Below are 17,285 nucleotides of genomic sequence, written 5' to 3'. Positions count from 1 at the left end.
ATTATTATTGCATGCAGCTGGTCGCGAGATCAGTCGATTGTCCAAGTGACCTTAGGTCGGTCTCCTGGACTATCTCCTCATCAGGCTAATCACGGTTTTTGACCCGGCTTTTTGCCGGGTCTTTTTTTTGCCAGTTATTCTGGCTTTACCTTCAGGCTAATGAAGTCTTTGGGTGCTGCAAATTCGATGGCGCGGATAATATCAAAAGAATATCTGTTGGCAAGAGAAGCCCGGCAACATTGGGCCAAACTAATGGTAAATAGCACTTGAGAATCAATCGCACAGTCTCTAAGCTGCGACGGCGTCAAGGAGGACGCCCCCCCTTTTACCCCCGCAATTTCCCCCGGTTTTTCCCTTCCCAGCGTGTAAAGTATCAGCCATAAAAAATCATATTCAGGAATCGATTATGACCGTGGCTAGATCTTCTTTCGACATCAGCGCCAACTTCGACAGCGGCAACATTGAAGTGCTGGACATCAGCAATCCGTTGCAAGCCCTGCTGGCCATCAAGCCAGACACCCGCAGCCAGCATTTTCAGTGGTTTCACTTCAAGGCCAGCGGTTTGCACGTCGGACAGGAACACTGGTTTCGTCTGAACAATGCCAGCAAATCCTCGTACAACAAAGCCTGGGACGGCTATCAGGCAGTGGCGTCCTACGACCACGTCAACTGGTTCCGGGTGCCGACCATCTTCGAAGGCGACTGCCTGCGTTTCAGCCTCGAAGCCACGGCCACCCACGCCTGGTTTGCCTACTTTGAACCCTACAGCCGTGGCCGCCATGACTGGTTGATCGAACAGGCGCTGACCAAGGCCGGCACTGAACTGCTGGCCACCGGCAAGAGTGTCGAAGGTCGTGACATTCAGTTGCTGCGCAAAGGCACCGGCGCCGAAGGCCGGCGCAAGGTCTGGATGATTGCCCAGCAACACCCCGGCGAACACATGGCCGAGTGGTTCATGGAAGGTGTGATCGAACGCCTGGAAAGACACGACGATCCAGTGCTGAACAAACTGCTGGCCAGCGCCGACCTGTATCTGGTGCCGAACATGAACCCGGACGGTGCCTTTCACGGTCACCTGCGCACCAACGCCATGGGCCAGGACCTCAACCGCGCCTGGCAGAGCGCCAGCCAGGAGATCAGTCCGGAAGTGCTGTTCGCTCAGCAACAGATGGAAAAGTACGGCGTCGACCTGTTCCTCGACATCCACGGCGATGAAGAAATCCCCTACGTGTTCACTGCCGGCTGCGAAGGCAACCCAGGCTACACGCCGCGGATCGAAAAACTCGAAGAGCATTTCCGCAGTCATCTGAAACACCTGACCAAGGACTTCCAGACCAAGCACGGCTACACCCGCGACGAACCAGGCAAAGCCAACATGACCCTGGCGTGCAACAGCGTCGGTCAGAAATTCGACTGCCTGTCGTTGACCTTGGAGATGCCGTTCAAGGACAACAACGACAAACCGGATCCGTTGACAGGCTGGTCCGGCAAGCGTTCGAAGCAACTGGGCAAGGATGTGCTGACGACCGTGGCGGACATGGTCGATACCTTGCGCTGATCCTGCGCAATGGCTGCATGCCAAGCATGCAGCCACGCCTCATTCGGCCGCCACTCGCACACTATCCTCCGGCCGCAAAGCATGATCTACAGAGTGCGCCCCAAAGCGCAAAGCCGGTTAACCGCGGTCCTTGTTGCCCCGCAGCATGCTGTCGAGCACCTCATCACGCCGTACCCAACCGTGAAACAATGCCGCCGCCAGATGCAGCAGCACGGTCAGAAACAGCAGGTACGCCAGATACCCGTGCGCCTTGCGCAGGAACGCAAACACCTGCGCATTCGCCGGCACAATCGACGGTAACTGCAACGAACTGCTGAGCATCACCGGGTCGCCCGCCGCCGAAATCATCGCCCAGCCGAGCAGCGGCAGGATCAACATCAAGGCGTACAGCAAGACATGCGAAGCCTTGGCCGCCAGCGCTTGCCAGCCCGGCAAGTCTGCCGGCAAAGGAGGTTGCCGGGTGGAAAAGCGCACAGCGAGGCGCACGATCACCAGCAACAGAATGGCGATGCCCAGTGGTTTGTGCAGATGGATCAGCCACTCGTGCCGCTCAGACACGGAAGCGACCATGCCCGCGCCGATAAACAGCATGGCAATGATCATCAGCGCCATCAGCCAGTGCAGCAGCCGCGCCAGCGGCGCGAAGTGGTTCGGTTGGTTGCTCATTGTTGAGCCTCCTGTTTGGCGGTGGGCAACTGACTGACTTCACTGGTGCGGCGCAAGTAGGAACTGGCGTAACCGGCGGAGCGCGCGGCGAGCAACGGGTCGTCGGAACCTTCGATACCGGCGGGCAATACCAGCGGGTCGTAGTTGATGTCCCGGCATTCGCCATTGAGCTGCGGCTGGGTGCTTTCAAGCACCAGCGTGCCGGCGTTCACCACTTTGCGACCGTCGGGCCAGGCCTTGCTGGCGTCGTTGACCGGATCACCGGGGTTGGCCAGCGTGATGTTCAACTGCCAACGCAACGGCCCCAAGGCAATCCGTTGAAGCAGGTCTTTCTCGAGGAAATCGCCACCCTCCGGCGCCGTGGCACCTGCCGCGTCCTTCACCAACGGCACCATGCTCCAGCGCACCGCTTGCTTTTGCCCGGCGGCGTTGACCAGGTAAAACGCATTGACGCTGTTATAGGTTTCCGTCACGTAACTGGCGGACGGCTTGGCGGTTTTGATCCAGGCCAGGAACGGCCCGGCTTCCGGGTGCGCCCCAAAGAACGCCGGCACCGCTGCCGGGTTCGGTTTGCCGGTGGCCGGGTCCGGCGACTGGGCTTGCTGCAATTGATAGAACGCCTCGGGTGTGCCCACAGGGAACACCGGCATGCTGTTCATCCCGGTGCGCCACTGTTGGCCGTTGGCCTGGGTGAAGCGCAGCGCCAGGCTGCGGATCGGCACGGCGCTGTCCGGCGCATATGGGTTGCCGGCCGGCAAGGCAAAACGCCCGACCACCGGGGTCCGCGCCTCGTTGAACACCTGAGCGCTGGAATAGCTGCGCGCCTCGCCACTGCTTTCGAAATGTCCGATCACGCACACGCCTTTGGAGTGATTGCGCCGGAAGCCCGGGTGCACGCCGTTGTTGGTTTCCAGCACGTTGATCAGCTTTTTCGGGGTCAGTCGCTGTGGGTCAAAGGTGCCGTTGACGTAGGCAAATGCCCCGGCCACTGCAGCGACCACCACGGCAATACCGGCCAGACGCAACGTCAGGCTCGCGGCACTCAAGGGGGGCCGGGTGGGCGGTGATGAGCGATCTACCATGAAAGACTCCAGGGCCATCGGCCACAAGTGAGAAGGATCAAGCAGACGAACCCCGCGAACGTTTATTCCATCGTGCGGTATTTATTTTTTCAGGCGTGGAATAACCTTCAGTGCCGGGCGTCTCTCTAGTCCACAGCGTAGTGACTAGCCAGAACTTCATGAACGAGATCGACGAACAACTCAGAGAAATCATTCCCGGATTGCGCCGATTCGCCGTGTCGTTGACGCGCAACCCCAGCAGCGCCGACGATCTGGTGCAGTCGTGTCTGGAGCGGGCGCTGTCGAGTTGGGGCGACAAACGCCCCGAAGGCGACTTGCGCGCCTGGCTGTTTTCGATTCTGTATCGGCAATTTCTCGACGCGCACCGGCGCTCCCGGCGTTATGCGCGGATGCTCGAATTCTTTACCGGACGGGACGATACCCAACCGTCGGTAGAACGCACCGTGATCGCCCAATCGACCCTGCAAGCCTTCGATCAGCTCGGCACCGAACAGCGTGCGCTGCTGCTCTGGGTGTCGGTCGAAGGCCTGAGCTACAAGGAAGTCGCCGAGATTCTCGACGTCCCCGTCGGCACTGTCATGTCGCGCCTGTCCCGCGCCCGCCAGGCCCTGCGCCAACTCAGCGACGGCGAAATCACCCGCCCTTCCCTGCGGAGACTCAAATGATCAGCATGCCCCCGAGCGAGCGTGACCTGCACGCGTATGTGGACCACCAGCTCAATGATGAAGACCGACGTCTGGTAGAGACTTTTCTGGCCGGCAACGTGGAAATATCCGCACAGGTTCGCGCCTGGCAGCAGGACGCCCAGCAACTGCGCGCGGCCCTGAGCGGTGCGTTGCAGCAACCCGCCAACCCGGCCCTCGACCCGGCGCTGATTCGCCAGCGCCTCAAACGCCAATCACGCCGCCATCTGGCCAGCGCCGCGGTGTTGCTGATTGCCGTGAGCATCGGCGGCTTCAGCGGTTGGAAGGCGCGGGAGATGACCCTCCTCAGCGCGGCGGCGCCGATGGCCGACGCGATGCAGGCTTATCGGCTGTTTGCCCAGCAAGGCATGCTGCCGGCCGATTACAAGGTCAGCGATGACGGCGATATGCAGGGCTGGCTCGACCGCTATTTCACGCAGGCCCATCGCTTGCCGGACCTTTCAGGCGCGGGGTTCAAACCGGTCAGCGGGCGCTTGCTCAGCACTGAGCAAGGGCCGGCGGCGATGGTGGTTTATGAGGATCGCAGCGGGCACAAAGTCAGCTTCTACGTGCGGCCGCCGGGACCGAAAAACTTTCTGCTGCCGAGGGGTAGTCGCAGTGACGGCGGGTTGCAGGCTGAGTATTGGTCCGGCAGCGGCTACAACTACGCGATGGTCAGCCCGAGCGATACACCGACGGCGCAGATGCTCAAGCAAACCGTGCAATTCTGACCACCCCTTGTAGGAGCCGGCTTGCTGGCGATGGCGGTGTATCAGTCACCATTGATTTGACTGACACACCGCCATCGCCAGCAAGCCGGCTCCTACAAGGGATTTTCGGTGTGTTCAGCTTTGGCCGAAGACTTGGGACGGCCGCCGCAACAACGGATCAAACGGATTGATCCGCGGCCCGATCAACGCTGCTTCGCGCTTGAGCATCTCCACCACCGTCGGCAAGCGATCCGGCCCCAATCGGTCACTCACAGTGGCCACACTCAACGCCGCCACCGCACGCCCCTCGCGATCCAGAATCGGCACCGCCACGCCGGCCATGCCTTGCAGCACGCCGGTGTTGCGCCCGGCATAACCGAGGGCGCGCACGTTCTCGACTTCCGAACGCAGGAACACCTCGTCGTACAGGTGAAAATCCTTCAGCCGCGGCAGGTTGTAATGGATCACCGTGTCGCGCTCCTCTTCCGGCAGGAACGCCAGGATCGCCAGACTGCCCTGGCCCACGCCCAGCGCCACCCGCCCGCCGATGTCGCCGGTAAAGGTGCGAATCGGAAACGGCCCTTCACTGCGGTCCAGGCAGATCGCATCAAACCCGCTGCGCGCCAGTAGAAACAATGAATCCCCCAGCGAAGCCGACAACCGCAGCAACGACGGCCGCACCAGTTCGCGCAGGTTTCCGGTGTTGCCGGCGCGCGCCGCCAGCGCAAAAAAATCCAGGCTCAGGCGATAGCGTTTGCTGCGCACGTCCTGCTCGACCATGCCCTCGTCCATCAGGCTGCGCAGCAAACGGTGCGTGGTCGGTTGCGACAAACCGATGCGCTGGGCCAGTTGCGTCACGCGCTCTCCGCCCTCGACGGTGTCACCCAGACTGCGCAGCACCGCAAACAGCCGGGAGACCGCACCGACGCCGACTTCATTTTTGTTTTCATTCCGCTCAATGGAATCAGTCATGCCATTTCTCGACAATTAATTTACTCACCGAATGAAACTGAAAATAGTCATCGCTTCAGTGAAATAGGCCATTGAGCCCATCCTAGTCTTCGTCCTAATCTGCGTCCACAGGGGCGATTCGAACAACAGCGGCAGCCGACTCAAGTCGAGCGCCAACGCACCCCGCAACACCCTTTCGTATCTGCCCATACAAAAAAGCGCGACCTCAGGCCGCGCATAACAATCTCAGGTGGAGCGCAGTTATGGCTTTTGTGCAACTTGAAGGACTCGGCAAACGTTACGGCGACATCGATGCCGTCGTCGCCACCCACCTCTCGGTCGAGAAAGGCGAGTTCGTGTCCCTGCTCGGCCCTTCCGGCTGTGGCAAAACCACCACCCTGCAAATGATCGCCGGCTTCGTCGAAGTCACCAGCGGGCGCATTCTGCTGGACGGTCGCGACATCACCCACGCCAAACCCGCCAGCCGTGGCTTGGGCGTGGTGTTCCAGAGTTACGCGTTGTTTCCGCACATGACCGTCAAAGACAACGTCGCCTTCGGCCTGCGCATGCGCAAAGTGCCCAACGGCGAGTTGCAGCAGCGCGTGGATCGGGTGTTGAAACTGGTGCGTCTGGACCAGCACGCAGAACGTTACCCACGCGAACTGTCCGGCGGCCAGCGCCAGCGTGTGGCGCTGGCCCGCGCCCTGGTGATCGAACCGCCGGTGCTGCTGCTCGACGAGCCGCTGTCCAACCTCGACGCCAACCTGCGCGAAGAGATGCAATTCGAGATCCGCCGCATCCAGCGCGAAGTCGGGATCACCACGTTGATGGTCACCCACGACCAGTCCGAAGCGCTGTCCATCAGCGACCGCGTGGTGGTGATGCAGGCCGGGCGCATCACCCAGATCGACGCGCCCTACACCCTTTACGAACACCCGCGCACCGAGTTCATTTCCGGCTTCGTCGGCAAGGCCAACCTGCTGCCCGGCGAACGAGACAGTGCGGGTGTGGTTCAGGTGCGCAGCGGTGGTGAACTGACCCTGAGCCTGCGTCCGGAAAAAATCGATCTGCGGGACAAAGATCACGGCCGCCTGCCAGGCAGGATCGTCAGCCGCTTCTTTCTCGGCAGCCAATGGTTATACGGCGTTTCGACCAGCCTCGGCGAACTCAGCGTGGTGCGCCGCAACGACGGCTCGGCACCGCTGAACGAAGGCACGCCGGTCGGCCTCGACTGGGACGCGGCGCTGCTGCGGGTGCTGAGTGTCGACGAGGTGTCGGCATGAGTACGCTCGTGGCTGTTCGCCAGGGACGTCAGGGTTACTTGTTGTCGGCACCGGCGCTGGCGTTGTACGTCTGCCTGCTGGTGATCCCGCTGCTGTTGACGCTGGTGTTGTCATTCAACGTCTTCGACTACAGCTCGGGCATCAACGGCGACGCCTACACCGTCGACCATTACAGCAGCCTGCTGGGTGATCCGTACTTCTACGAAATCTTTTTGCGCACGTTTTGGATCAGCGCCCTGACCACCCTGCTCTGCGTGGTGATCGGCGTGCCCGAGGCTTACATCCTCAGCCGCATGGGCGCGCCATGGCGTTCGATTTTCTTGATTCTGATCCTCACGCCGTTGCTGATTTCGGTGGTGGTGCGCGCCTTCGGCTGGAGCCTGTTGCTTGGTGCCGACGGCCTGGTCAACCAGACACTGCAAGCCTTCGGCGGCTCACCGATGAAGCTGTTGTACACGCCGTTCGCGGTGGTGATTGCGCTGGTTCACGTGATGTTGCCGTTCATGATTATTCCGGTCTGGACCTCGCTGCAAAAACTCGACCCGGCCGCCGAACAGGCAGCGATGTCGCTGGGTGCCAGTCACTTCACGGTGATGCGCCAGGTGGTGTTGCCGCAAATCATGCCCGGCGTGCTGTCCGGCACGTTGATCGTGTTCGGTCTCGCGGCCAGCTCCTTTGCCATTCCCGGCCTGCTCGGCGGGCGGCGGATCAAGATGGTCGCCACGCTGATCTACGACCAGTACCTGTCGGAGCTCAACTGGCCGATGGGCGCCGCCATCGCCGTCGCGCTGCTGTTGCTCAACCTGCTGATCATGCTGTCGTGGAACCGGATGATCGAAGGCCGCTACAAGAAGTCATTGGGATAACTCGTCATGTCCAAGAACGGTCCTTTCGCCCTGCTCTTCCATACCCTGGTGGTGGTGTTCATGCTGGCGCCGCTGGTGGTGGTCTGCCTCGTGGCGTTCACCCCGGAAAACACCCTGAGCCTGCCGACCACGGAGTTTTCCCTGCGCTGGTTCCGTGCGGTGTTCGAGCGTGCCGACTTTGTCGATGCGTTTTACAACAGTCTGATTCTGGCGTTCTGCGCGGCCAGCCTGGCGACGTTGATTGCGGTGCCGGCGGCGCTGGCAATCACCCGTTTCGAGTTTCCCGGACGGGACTTTTTCAACGGCCTGTTTCTGTCGCCGATCATCATTCCGCATCTGGTGTTGGGCGTGGCACTGCTGCGCTTGTTTGCGCTGATGGGCGTCAACGGCAGCTTCGCCTGGCTGATCTTTGCTCACGTGCTGGTGATCACGCCGTATGTGCTGCGACTGGTGCTGGCCTCGGCCATTGGCCTGGATCGCAGCGCCGAACACGCGGCGCAATCGCTGGGTGCCGGGCGCTTCACGCTGTTTCGCCAAATCACCTTGCCGATGATTTTGCCGGGGGTCGCCGGTGGCTGGCTGCTGGCGTTCATCAACAGTTTTGACGAGGTGACGCTGTCGATTTTCGTCACCTCGCCGGCCACGCAAACCTTGCCGGTGCGCATGTACGTGTACGCCACTGAGTCCATCGATCCGATGATGGCGGCGGTGTCGGCCCTGGTGATCGCGCTGACCGCGCTGACGATGATTCTGCTTGATCGGGTCTACGGCCTGGATCGGGTTCTGGTGGGTAAACAATGAGGGCGCCATGGCTCTGCTGAAACGACTGGCCGAAGGCGACCGCCCGGCCGTGAACTTTACCCTCGACGGCGCACCGGCCAGCGGGCTGCTCGGCGACACCGTGCTGACCGCCGTGCTGACCTGTAGCGAACACTTGCGCGGCAGCGATTTCAGCGCACAGCCCCGCGCCGGGTTTTGCTTGATGGGCGCGTGCCAGGACTGCTGGGTTCGCCTGGGCGATGGCCGGCGAGTGCGCGCGTGTTCGACGCTGTTAGAAGCCGGCGAGCAAATCAGCCGCGAACCGGGGCGATCACTATGAACACACATTACATCTCCCCAACCCGGATCCCCTGTAGGAGCGAGCCTGCTCGCGATGGCGGCGTATCAGCCGACATGAATGTTGGATGTAAGGCCCCCATCGCTAGCAAGCCAGCTCCTACAGGGGAGCTGTGTCGAGCACAAAATTCGCGACCAACCCCAATCAACTGTAGGAGCCGGCTTGCTGGCGATGGCGGTGGGTCAGCCGACATCAATGTTGGATGTGAGGGCCTCATCGCCGGCAAGCCAGCTCCTACAGGGGATCTGTGCCGAGCACAAAATTCGCGACCAACCCCAATCAACTGTAGGAGCCAGCTTGCTGGCGATCGCGGTGGGTCAGCCGACATCAATGTTGGATGTGAGGCCGCCATCGCCGGCAAGCCAGCTCCTACAAGGGAGCTGTGTCGAGCACAAAATTCGCGACCAACCCCAATCAACTGTAGGAGCCGGCTTGCTGGCGATGGCGGTGTGTCAGCCGTCATGGATGTTGGATGTAAGGCCCCCATCGCCGGCAAGCCAGCTCCTACAGGGGATCTGTGCCGGGCACAAAATCCGCGACCAACCCCAATCCACTGTAGGAGCCGGCTTGCTGGCGATCGCGGTGTGTCAGCCGACATGAGTGTTGGATGTAAGGCCGCCATCGCTAGCAAGCCAGCTCCTACAGGGGAGCTGTGTCGAGCACAAAATTCGCGACCAACCCCAATCAACTGTAGGAGCCGGCTTGCTGGCGATCGCGGTGTGTCAGCCGACATGAATGTTGGATGTAAGGCCCCCATCGCCGGCAAGCCAGCTCCTACAGGGGAGCTGTGTCGAGCACAAAATTCGCGACCAACCCCAATCAACTGTAGGAGCCGGCTTGCTGGCGATCGCGGTGCATCTGTCGACATGGATGTTGAATGTGAGGGCCTCATCGCCGGCAAGCCAGCTCCTACAGGGGATCTGTGTCGAGCACAAAATTCGCGATCAACCCCAATCAACTGTAGGAGCCGGCTTGCTGGCGATCGCGGTGTGTCAGCCGACATCAATGTTGGATGTGAGGCCGCCATCGCCGGCAAGCCAGCTCCTACAAGGGAGCTGTGTCGGGCACAAAATTCGCGACCAACCCCAATCAACTGTAGGAGCCAGCTTGCTGGCGATCGCGGTGGGTCAGCCGACATCAATGTTGGATGTGAGGCCGCGATCGCTAGCAAGCCAGCTCCTACAGGAGATCTGTGCTGGGCACAAAATTCGCGACCAACCCCAATCAACTGTAGGAGCCGGCTTGCTGGCGATCGCGGTATATCAGCCGACATCGATGTTGGATGTGAGGGCCTCATCGCCGGCAAGCCGGCTCCTACAGGGGGTTGGGTATGAAGTCGGTGGTTGTTGTGGGGGCCGGGCCGGCCGGGATTCGTGCGGCGCAGACGCTGGTGGCGCATGGTGTGCGCCCGGTTTTGCTGGACGAAGCCGTGCGCGGTGGCGGGCAGATTTATCGGCGGCAGCCAGCGAATTTCAAGCGCTCGGCGGTCAAGCTGTATGGCTTCGAAGCGCGCAAGGCGAAGGCCTTGCACCAGACGATTGACGAGTTGCGCGAGCAGCTCGATTACCGTCCTGAAACCCTGGTGTGGAACGCCGAGGCCGGCGCGCTCGACACCTTGCACGAGCAGCGCGCCGCACGCTTGGAGTTCTCTCGGGTGATTGTCGCCACGGGCGCCACCGACCGGGTGTTGCCGGTGCAAGGCTGGACGCTGCCGGGCGTCTACAGCCTCGGCGCTGCGCAGATCGCCCTGAAATTCCAGGGCTGCGCCATCGGTGAGCGCGTGGTGTTCGCCGGCAGCGGACCGTTGCTGTATCTGGTGGCGTATCAATACGCCAAGGCCGGCGCGAACGTGGTCGCGGTGCTCGACAGCTCGCCGTTCAGCGCCCAGGCCCGCGCCCTGCCCGATCTGTTGGCGCAACCGGCCACATTGGCCAAAGGCATTTATTACCGCAGCTGGCTGACCGCTCACGGCATCCCGGTGCATCAGGGTGCAACCTTGAAACGCATCGATGGCGAACACCGCGTGCAGTCGCTGCGTTGGGCCAACTCAAACGGTGAACATCAACTGGACTGCGACGCCGTGGCATTCGCCCATGGTCTGCGCAGTGAAACCCAACTCGCCGACTTGCTCGGCTGCGCATTCGCCTGGAACCCGCTCAACCGCGCCTGGCTGCCGCAGCGTGACAGCGCCGGTCGCAGCAGTGTCGCCGAGGTTTATCTGGCCGGCGACGGCGCCGGCATCATGGGCGCCGACGCGGCGGAAATGGCCGGCGAACGGGCCGCCCTCGCCTTGCTCGAAGACATGGGTCACGTGGTTGCGCCCAAGCGTGGCGTGCAACTGGAGCAGGCACTTGAACGAATCGATAGCTTTCGCCAAGGCCTGGAACGCGCTTTCGTGTTTCCACAAAACTGGGCGGCCGACACGCCTGACGACGTGATGATCTGCCGCTGCGAAGAAGTGCGCGCCGGTGACATCCGCGACGTCGTGCGCGAGGGCCATTGGGAAATCAACCGGGTCAAGGCCCATTGCCGGGTCGGCATGGGCCGCTGTCAGGGGCGCATGTGTGGCGCTGCCGCCGCAGAAATCATTGCCTGCGCCAGTCAGCGAAACGTCTCTGACATCGGCCGCCTGCGGGCGCAGGCACCGATCAAACCGTTGCCGTTTGGTCTGGAGGTCGAGCCATGATCGAGGTCGATGCAGTGATCATTGGCGGCGGCATTGTCGGTGCCTCCGCCGCGCTCTTCCTGAGCAAGGCCGGTCGTCGCGTGGCGCTACTGGAGCGCGACTTTTGCGGTTCGCACTCCAGCGGCGTGAACTACGGCGGCGTGCGGCGTCAGGGCCGACCGTTGTCGCAACTGCCGCTGTCGCAACAGGCTCACGAGATCTGGGGGCAGCTGCCGCAGTTGATCGGCATCGACGGTGAGTACCAGCGCAGCGGCCACTTGAAACTGGCGCGCAGCCTCAACGACCTGCGTGCATTGCAGGACTATGCCGCCAGCAGTCAGGGGTTCGGCCTCGATTTGCAGGTGCTTGATCGCCGTGAATTACGCGCGCGTTTTCCGTGGGTCGGCGACGTCGCGGTCGGCGCTTCGTTTTGCCCGGATGACGGCCACGCCAACCCACGACTGGTTTCACCCGCGTTTGCCCGGGCCGCACAGCGCCACGGCGCGCAAGTCCACGAACAATGCGCGGTGAGCGCCGTGGAGCATGACGGTCAGCGCTTTCGGGTCAGCACGCAAAACGGTTTAGAGCTGCACTCCCCTTGGCTGCTGAACTGCGCTGGCGCATGGGCCGGCAGCCTTGCCGCGCAGTTCGACGAAGCGGTGCCGATGCACGCCGGGCACCCGGCGATGTTGGTCACCGAACCCTTGCCATGGGTGATGGATGCCAGCACCGGCGTCGAGGGCGGCGGTATTTATGCGCGTCAGGTCGCGCGCGGCAATTGCGTGTTGGGCGGCGGCCAGGGGTTTGCCCTCGACGGCGCGCGCGCCCGCCCCGGTCAACACGCGGTGATCGAAATCCTGCGCCAAGCCGTAGAGCTTTATCCGTTTCTTGAAGGCGCCCAGGCGATTCGTACCTGGAGCGGCACCGAAGGTTACTTGCCCGATCGCCAACCGGTGATCGGTCACAGTGGCACTCAACCCGGTCTGTTGCACGCGTTCGGCTTTGCCGGCGCAGGTTTCCAGATCGGTCCAGCGGTGGGCCAGGCGCTCACCGAGATCATCTGCAGCGGCGCCTCAACCACGTCGCTGGATGCGTTTTCCATCACCCGGTTTCACTCCATCTCCGTTGCTTGATAGAGGAAGGTCGCGCCAATGAATAACGTCAAACGCACTGCACTGCTCGGACTTTCGTGCCTGAGCGCCCTGCTCACGGTCACCCAGGCCCAGGCCGAACCGACGCTTTACCTCGGCATGAACGGCGGGACCATGGAACGGCTCTACGCCGACAAGGTGCTGCCGGTTTTCGAGAAGGCCAACAACGTCAAAGTGGTGATCGTGCCCGGCACGTCCGCCGATATTCTGGCCAAGGTCCAGGCCAGCAAAGGCAACCCGCAAATGCACGTGATGTTCCTCGACGACGGCATCATGTACCGCGCCATCGCCATGGGCCTGTGCGACAAACTCGAAGACAGCCCGACCCTGGCGCAGATTCCGGCCAAGGGCCGCATCAAGGACCAGGCCGTGGCGGTCAGCCTCGGTGTCACGGGGCTGGCGTACAACACGCGGTTGTTCAAGGAAAAAGGCTGGGCGACGCCGACCTCGTGGATGGACATGGCCGACCCGCGCTTCAAGGACAAACTGGTGTTCCAGTCGATGGCTTCTTCGACCTTCGGCCTGCACGGTTTCCTGATGTTCAACCGGATTCAGGGCGGCAGCGAAACCGACGTCGAGCCGGGCTTCAAGGCGTGGCCGAACACCGTCGGGCGCAACGTGCTGGAATACATTCCGAGCTCGGCGAAGATTTCCGAAATGCTCCAGACCGACGAAGCGGCGCTGTTCCCGCTGACGCCGACCCAGGTCACCGCGCTGAAACTCAAAGGCATGCCGGTCGAATATGCGCAACCGAAGGAAGGCGCAGTGGTGCTCAACGTTGCCGAGTGCGCCATCGCCAACAACACCCAGCCGGAACTGGCGCAGAAACTCGCCGCGTTTCTGCTGACCCCCGAGGCGCAAGCCGCTGCACTTGAAGATGGCGATCAGATCCCGTCCAACCCGAACACCCCGACCACGGACAAGACCCGTGGCCAGGTCGAAGCGATGAAGCAGTATCTGACGACGGCGATTGCCATCGACTGGGACCAGGTCAACGAACAGCGCCCGGCGTGGAATGCGCGGTGGAATCGTAGTATCGAGCGGTAGTTCACTGGTCGATCAAACATCGTAAATCCCCTGTGGGAGCGGCGGTGCGACGATTCGACTTGCTCGCGAAAGCGGAGTATCAGTCACATCTATACCGTCTGACACACCGCTTTCGCGAGCAAGCCCGCTCCCACAGGTTCTGCGTTTGGTCAAAGGGATTCGTCAAAACCCCACATCCAGAATCACACTGTCCTGATACGTGCCCGCCGGCGGTGTGGTCTGGTCGGTGTAGATTTTCGCGTTGTAATTGAAGATCTGGCTCCCGGAGCCCAAACCGTTACCGGGATTGACCTCGGCATCGGTGCTGGCCCGGCGAGCACTGCCGACACTGCCCCAGCGGGTGGTGCCGGCGCTTTTGAAGATGTCATATGCCAGGTAATTACCGCCGAAAGCCATCCGTCGTCGCCCGCCAACACTGGCTGCCTGCAGACCGTCGCCCAGGCCGACGGTGTAAGCGCTGCCCTTGGTGCAGGCGAGGCTGATGGTCTGGCCGGTAACCGGCGCAAAGGCACTGACGACCGGCGCGCTGCCGAAACTGATGTTCGGGGCGGTGATGGTGCAGTCATTGGCGACCGTCAGGGTGACGGTCATGCTGGTGGTGCCGCTGCTGATATCGCGCCCCAGGCAAACACTGCCGGCGCCAATGCCGGAGCAATAATTCCAGCTCCAGGCAATGCTCAAGGTCTCGGTATAGATACCCGCCGCCACGTTACTGCCCGTGATTGTCCCCAGATAAATCGGTGCGGTTTTCGGCACCACGCTGCCCAGCAGCCCCAGCGCATCAATGATCCCGTTGCGCGCGAAGTCGAACGGCACGCCACGTTCGATCGGGTAACTGGTGGTGTTGTTGGCATACAGCGTGTAACCGATGACGTCTCCGGTCGGCCCGAGCAGTCCGGCTTGAGTCGAGGTAATTGTGGCGTTGAAATGGTCATTGTTGGTCAGCAACGAGACCAATGAGCCGGTGCAACTCAAACCGGCGTTGAGGCTTGAACTGTTCTGCACGGCGGTACGCAGCGCAATCGAGCTCACCGAACCGAATGCCACCGCCGTGGCAGGGACCACCACCGAACACAACGCCCATGCCGAGCCTGGCAACCAGATCGCCAGCAGCACCAGCCATTTCACGGCACTCATTGGCACACCAACGGCCCGATCAGCGGAATCTGATCCTGATTCATGTCCACCGCGAACTGGACGCGGCAGGCTTTCCCGTCGGCCAGCGTCACCTGCAATGTGTTCTGCGCCTGAAGATTTTCCAGGTACACCAGACCGTCCCATCCGACCACTGTTTGCGTGCCGCTCTGCTCATGCACGACACCACTGCCCAGAGACAGCTCTCGCTGCTGCGCATCCACCAGGACGATGCTCGCGGCGATCACTCGGCTCAATGGAAACGTCAGCAAATAACCGCTGCCACGGCGCACGGCAATCCGCTGTTCGACGTTCGGGCTGCGCACGTTGGCCGGCAGGTTCAGTGGATCGATCTCGTACTTGCCGCGGTAATAGGCGCTGCTCCACGGCACCAGCAGGTGGCCATTGCGATCAGTCTGGCCGACCTGCTGGTTTTCGTAGCGCACCGGAATGTCGGCGTAGCCATCGGTGCTGACCACCACAAAGGCATCGTCGATGCGGTTGGCGGCGAACACCTGGCGGTCCATCCACACCAGCGATCCGCTGGCATCGGCCCAACGGGTTTCGGCGTCGCTGTTGCCGTACACACCGGCCTGCAATTGCACCGACTGCAGGCGCCAGGTCAGGTCGGCCTGACGATAGGCCGGGCCGTCGCCGTGGGCGTAACCGAGGTTGAACCCCACCCCGCCTTCAGTCGGCACGGCGCGACTGTAATTGACCCGCTGCTGGCTCTGCCCGGTTTTGCTCCGTTCACTGCTGAGCGCGAGGCTGCCGCGCAAGTCGAACGGGATCACCAGTTGCGCCTGCACCGCCCAGTTGCTGTCGCCGATTTCGCGGTTGGCCGACAGGTAGAAACTGCTGTTGTGCCACAGCGGTTTGCTCCAGGTCAGGTTGAGCAAACGAGTGCGTGAATCATCCGCCGCGCGCACGTCGAAATACCCGACGCCGAGGCTGCCCCAGGCATTGAGATTCAGGCTCAGGGTCGCCTGTTCGCTGCGTTTGCTGAGGGTAGTGAAAGGACTGTCGACCACGGTCAGATCGGCGTATTGGTCGCGACGTTGCAGGCGTTGATAAGAGAAGCTGTAGCGCTGGCTGCTGTATTGATAACCCAGGCTCAGTTGTTGACCGCTGTCGCCATCGAACCGGCTTTGGCTGAGTGCGGTATTGAGCACGCCGAAATTGCCCAGGCGCAGGTTGCCGCCGACACCGCCGAGGGTCAGTGAGTCCGACGCTTCGGCGTGGCTTTCCAGGGTGAAGTTGTCGCTCAGGCCGTAGCGCAGGCTGCCCGATGAGACACCGGGACCGTAACCGAAATCGCTGATGCCGTAATCGCGGCGCAAGGTACCGGCCGCCACGGAAAAGTCGCTCAGGCCCTTTTGCAGCAAACTGCTGGTGACGTAAAACGGCACGGTGGTCGAGACCTGCCGACCGAGGGCATCGGTGGTGACCACCACGGCTTCACCGGCGCCATTGATGAACGGAATATTGGTCAGCGTGTAGGGGCCGGGTTGCAGGTCGGCGCTGCTGGATTTGTAGCCGTTGATGAACAGGTCGACCGAGGATGGCACCGCCGCTTCCCCGGCAAACTGCGGCAACGGATAAGTCACCAGGTCCGGGCGCACGCCGAAATCCCGCGACAGCTGCACCCCGCCCAGGCGCACCGAACTGCTCCAGGGCAATGCGCCGCTGACCAGGTCACCGGCCTCGTAGGTCAGCAATCGCTCGTCATCGGAGTAGCGCCAGGTGGTGTCGTAACGCAGGTAGCCATTGTTCAGCGTACTGACCGAATCGCCGGACAACGTGCGCCGGTATTGCCCGGTGTTGGACAGCGTGCCCCAGCTGTCGAACAGTCGCACTTCGTTCCAGGCCGCGAGGTAAGTGCCGGCATCATCGGTGTCGTTGAGGTACAGGTCGTAGTTGAACAAGGCACCGAAACTGCTCAGGGCCGGAGTGCGCGGGTAGGCGTCGCGATTGCCGACGAATTGCTCCGGCAGCCAGCTGGGCGGTACGTCGAGCAGCAGGCGCTGACCGGCGCTGTCGTACTCGCTGTGCAGGCCCGACAGGCTGTCGAGGTCGACTTCGGCGCCGAGGGTGTCCGGCAGTTTCATACCGGTGTCACGCAACGCGTTGGCCGACAGGAAAAACCGCCCGTTGCGTTGCTCCACCGCCACGACGTGTCCGGTATTCATCTGATTGACCACCAATTCCAGAAACAACTGCGCATCAGCCACGGCCTCCATGCTGCCGGGTGGCGGCGGCAAATCACCGGCCTGGGACGGGTGAGCGAACGCCAGGCAACCCACACAGCTCATGGCGCAGATCAACGGACGCTGGAAACTGCGGGCCCGATGCGGGCTCATTACCGCTTTACG

Annotated in this window: 15 protein-coding genes; 10 read left to right on the top strand and 5 right to left on the bottom strand. The window is 61.9% G+C overall.

The window, feature by feature from the left end; genetic code table 11:
• Window positions 1–406: 406 nt before the first annotated feature.
• A complete protein-coding gene (locus tag IB246_RS21180; RefSeq protein WP_008031906.1) occupies window positions 407–1,558 on the top strand; it encodes a M14-type cytosolic carboxypeptidase in 1,152 nt (383 codons plus the stop codon).
• Between the two features lie 117 nt (window positions 1,559–1,675).
• Here IB246_RS21180 and IB246_RS21175 read toward each other — a convergent pair whose 3' ends face one another.
• Window positions 1,676–2,224 carry a cytochrome b gene (locus IB246_RS21175; protein ID WP_008031911.1) on the bottom strand — a complete coding sequence of 183 codons (549 nt, stop codon included), beginning with the start codon at window positions 2,222–2,224 and terminating at the stop codon, window positions 1,676–1,678.
• A complete protein-coding gene (locus IB246_RS21170) occupies window positions 2,221–3,306 on the bottom strand; it encodes a catalase family peroxidase (RefSeq protein ID WP_008041214.1) in 1,086 nt (361 codons plus the stop codon). Before IB246_RS21170 ends, IB246_RS21175 begins: the two co-directional genes overlap by 4 nt.
• Window positions 3,307–3,464: 158 nt before the next feature.
• On the opposite strand from IB246_RS21170, the gene IB246_RS21165 reads away from it, so the two are divergent.
• Together IB246_RS21165 and IB246_RS21160 are read left to right on the top strand one after the other, a co-directional pair.
• Window positions 3,465–3,971 carry a sigma-70 family RNA polymerase sigma factor gene (locus IB246_RS21165; protein ID WP_032832617.1) on the top strand — a complete coding sequence of 169 codons (507 nt, stop codon included), beginning with the start codon at window positions 3,465–3,467 and terminating at the stop codon, window positions 3,969–3,971.
• Window positions 3,968–4,720 carry an anti-sigma factor family protein gene (locus IB246_RS21160; RefSeq protein ID WP_008041218.1) on the top strand — a complete coding sequence of 251 codons (753 nt, stop codon included), beginning with the start codon at window positions 3,968–3,970 and terminating at the stop codon, window positions 4,718–4,720. The genes IB246_RS21165 and IB246_RS21160 overlap by 4 nt, the downstream gene beginning before the upstream one ends.
• Window positions 4,721–4,834: 114 nt before the next feature.
• Here IB246_RS21160 and IB246_RS21155 read toward each other — a convergent pair whose 3' ends face one another.
• A complete protein-coding gene (locus IB246_RS21155) occupies window positions 4,835–5,671 on the bottom strand; it encodes an IclR family transcriptional regulator (RefSeq protein WP_008031920.1) in 837 nt (278 codons plus the stop codon).
• A 242-nt stretch (window positions 5,672–5,913) separates the two neighbouring features.
• Between IB246_RS21155 and IB246_RS21150 the strand changes: the two genes are divergently transcribed.
• From IB246_RS21150 to IB246_RS21120, 7 genes are all read left to right on the top strand, one after another.
• On the top strand, window positions 5,914–6,933 hold the full coding sequence (locus tag IB246_RS21150) for an ABC transporter ATP-binding protein (protein ID WP_008041220.1): 1,020 nt from the start codon (window positions 5,914–5,916) through the stop codon (window positions 6,931–6,933).
• Window positions 6,930–7,799, top strand: coding sequence for an ABC transporter permease (locus IB246_RS21145; RefSeq protein ID WP_008041222.1), 870 nt, complete (start codon window positions 6,930–6,932; stop codon window positions 7,797–7,799). The genes IB246_RS21150 and IB246_RS21145 overlap by 4 nt, the downstream gene beginning before the upstream one ends.
• 6 nt (window positions 7,800–7,805) lie before the next feature.
• The gene (locus tag IB246_RS21140; protein WP_008031926.1) at window positions 7,806–8,600 is read left to right on the top strand and encodes an ABC transporter permease; all 795 of its coding nucleotides are present in this window, start codon (window positions 7,806–7,808) and stop codon (window positions 8,598–8,600) included.
• A gap of 7 nt (window positions 8,601–8,607) precedes the next feature.
• Window positions 8,608–8,898, top strand: coding sequence for a (2Fe-2S)-binding protein (locus tag IB246_RS21135; protein ID WP_008041223.1), 291 nt, complete (start codon window positions 8,608–8,610; stop codon window positions 8,896–8,898).
• Window positions 8,899–10,246: 1,348 nt separating this feature from the next.
• On the top strand, window positions 10,247–11,602 hold the full coding sequence (locus IB246_RS21130) for an NAD(P)/FAD-dependent oxidoreductase (protein WP_008040456.1): 1,356 nt from the start codon (window positions 10,247–10,249) through the stop codon (window positions 11,600–11,602).
• A complete protein-coding gene (locus IB246_RS21125; RefSeq protein WP_008040458.1) occupies window positions 11,599–12,714 on the top strand; it encodes an NAD(P)/FAD-dependent oxidoreductase in 1,116 nt (371 codons plus the stop codon). The genes IB246_RS21130 and IB246_RS21125 overlap by 4 nt, the downstream gene beginning before the upstream one ends.
• An 18-nt stretch (window positions 12,715–12,732) precedes the next feature.
• A complete protein-coding gene (locus IB246_RS21120; protein ID WP_008029601.1) occupies window positions 12,733–13,779 on the top strand; it encodes an ABC transporter substrate-binding protein in 1,047 nt (348 codons plus the stop codon).
• Between the two features lie 162 nt (window positions 13,780–13,941).
• On the opposite strand, the gene IB246_RS21115 is transcribed toward IB246_RS21120, so the two are convergent.
• Complete coding sequence (locus IB246_RS21115) at window positions 13,942–14,916, bottom strand: spore coat protein U domain-containing protein (protein ID WP_008040459.1); 975 nt, start codon at window positions 14,914–14,916, stop codon at window positions 13,942–13,944.
• On the bottom strand, window positions 14,913–17,273 hold the full coding sequence (locus tag IB246_RS21110) for a fimbria/pilus outer membrane usher protein (protein WP_008040462.1): 2,361 nt from the start codon (window positions 17,271–17,273) through the stop codon (window positions 14,913–14,915). The genes IB246_RS21115 and IB246_RS21110 overlap by 4 nt, the downstream gene beginning before the upstream one ends.
• Between the last annotated feature and the right edge of the window lie 12 nt (window positions 17,274–17,285).

The sequence above is a fragment of the Pseudomonas sp. PDM01 genome, assembly GCF_014852325.1.
Lineage (GTDB): Bacteria > Pseudomonadota > Gammaproteobacteria > Pseudomonadales > Pseudomonadaceae > Aquipseudomonas > Aquipseudomonas migulae.
Note: the sequence above shows the minus strand (reverse complement) of the source record. Positions and strands in the feature narration are given on the sequence as shown.

Bases quoted from the DNA above. Each gene is read 5' to 3' on its own strand.
- IB246_RS21110 (WP_008040462.1), bottom strand. From the start codon at position 17,273: ATGAGCCCGCATCGGGCCCGCAGTTTCCAGCGTCCGTTGATCTGCGCC.
- IB246_RS21150 (WP_008041220.1), top strand. From the start codon at position 5,914: ATGGCTTTTGTGCAACTTGAAGGACTCGGCAAACGTTACGGCGACATC.
- IB246_RS21155 (WP_008031920.1), bottom strand. From the start codon at position 5,671: ATGACTGATTCCATTGAGCGGAATGAAAACAAAAATGAAGTCGGCGTC.
- IB246_RS21140 (WP_008031926.1), top strand. From the start codon at position 7,806: ATGTCCAAGAACGGTCCTTTCGCCCTGCTCTTCCATACCCTGGTGGTG.
- IB246_RS21170 (WP_008041214.1), bottom strand. From the start codon at position 3,306: ATGGTAGATCGCTCATCACCGCCCACCCGGCCCCCCTTGAGTGCCGCG.
- IB246_RS21145 (WP_008041222.1), top strand. From the start codon at position 6,930: ATGAGTACGCTCGTGGCTGTTCGCCAGGGACGTCAGGGTTACTTGTTG.
- IB246_RS21160 (WP_008041218.1), top strand. From the start codon at position 3,968: ATGATCAGCATGCCCCCGAGCGAGCGTGACCTGCACGCGTATGTGGAC.
- IB246_RS21120 (WP_008029601.1), top strand. From the start codon at position 12,733: ATGAATAACGTCAAACGCACTGCACTGCTCGGACTTTCGTGCCTGAGC.
- IB246_RS21130 (WP_008040456.1), top strand. From the start codon at position 10,247: ATGAAGTCGGTGGTTGTTGTGGGGGCCGGGCCGGCCGGGATTCGTGCG.
- IB246_RS21180 (WP_008031906.1), top strand. From the start codon at position 407: ATGACCGTGGCTAGATCTTCTTTCGACATCAGCGCCAACTTCGACAGC.
- IB246_RS21135 (WP_008041223.1), top strand. From the start codon at position 8,608: ATGGCTCTGCTGAAACGACTGGCCGAAGGCGACCGCCCGGCCGTGAAC.
- IB246_RS21125 (WP_008040458.1), top strand. From the start codon at position 11,599: ATGATCGAGGTCGATGCAGTGATCATTGGCGGCGGCATTGTCGGTGCC.
- IB246_RS21115 (WP_008040459.1), bottom strand. From the start codon at position 14,916: ATGAGTGCCGTGAAATGGCTGGTGCTGCTGGCGATCTGGTTGCCAGGC.
- IB246_RS21165 (WP_032832617.1), top strand. From the start codon at position 3,465: ATGAACGAGATCGACGAACAACTCAGAGAAATCATTCCCGGATTGCGC.
- IB246_RS21175 (WP_008031911.1), bottom strand. From the start codon at position 2,224: ATGAGCAACCAACCGAACCACTTCGCGCCGCTGGCGCGGCTGCTGCAC.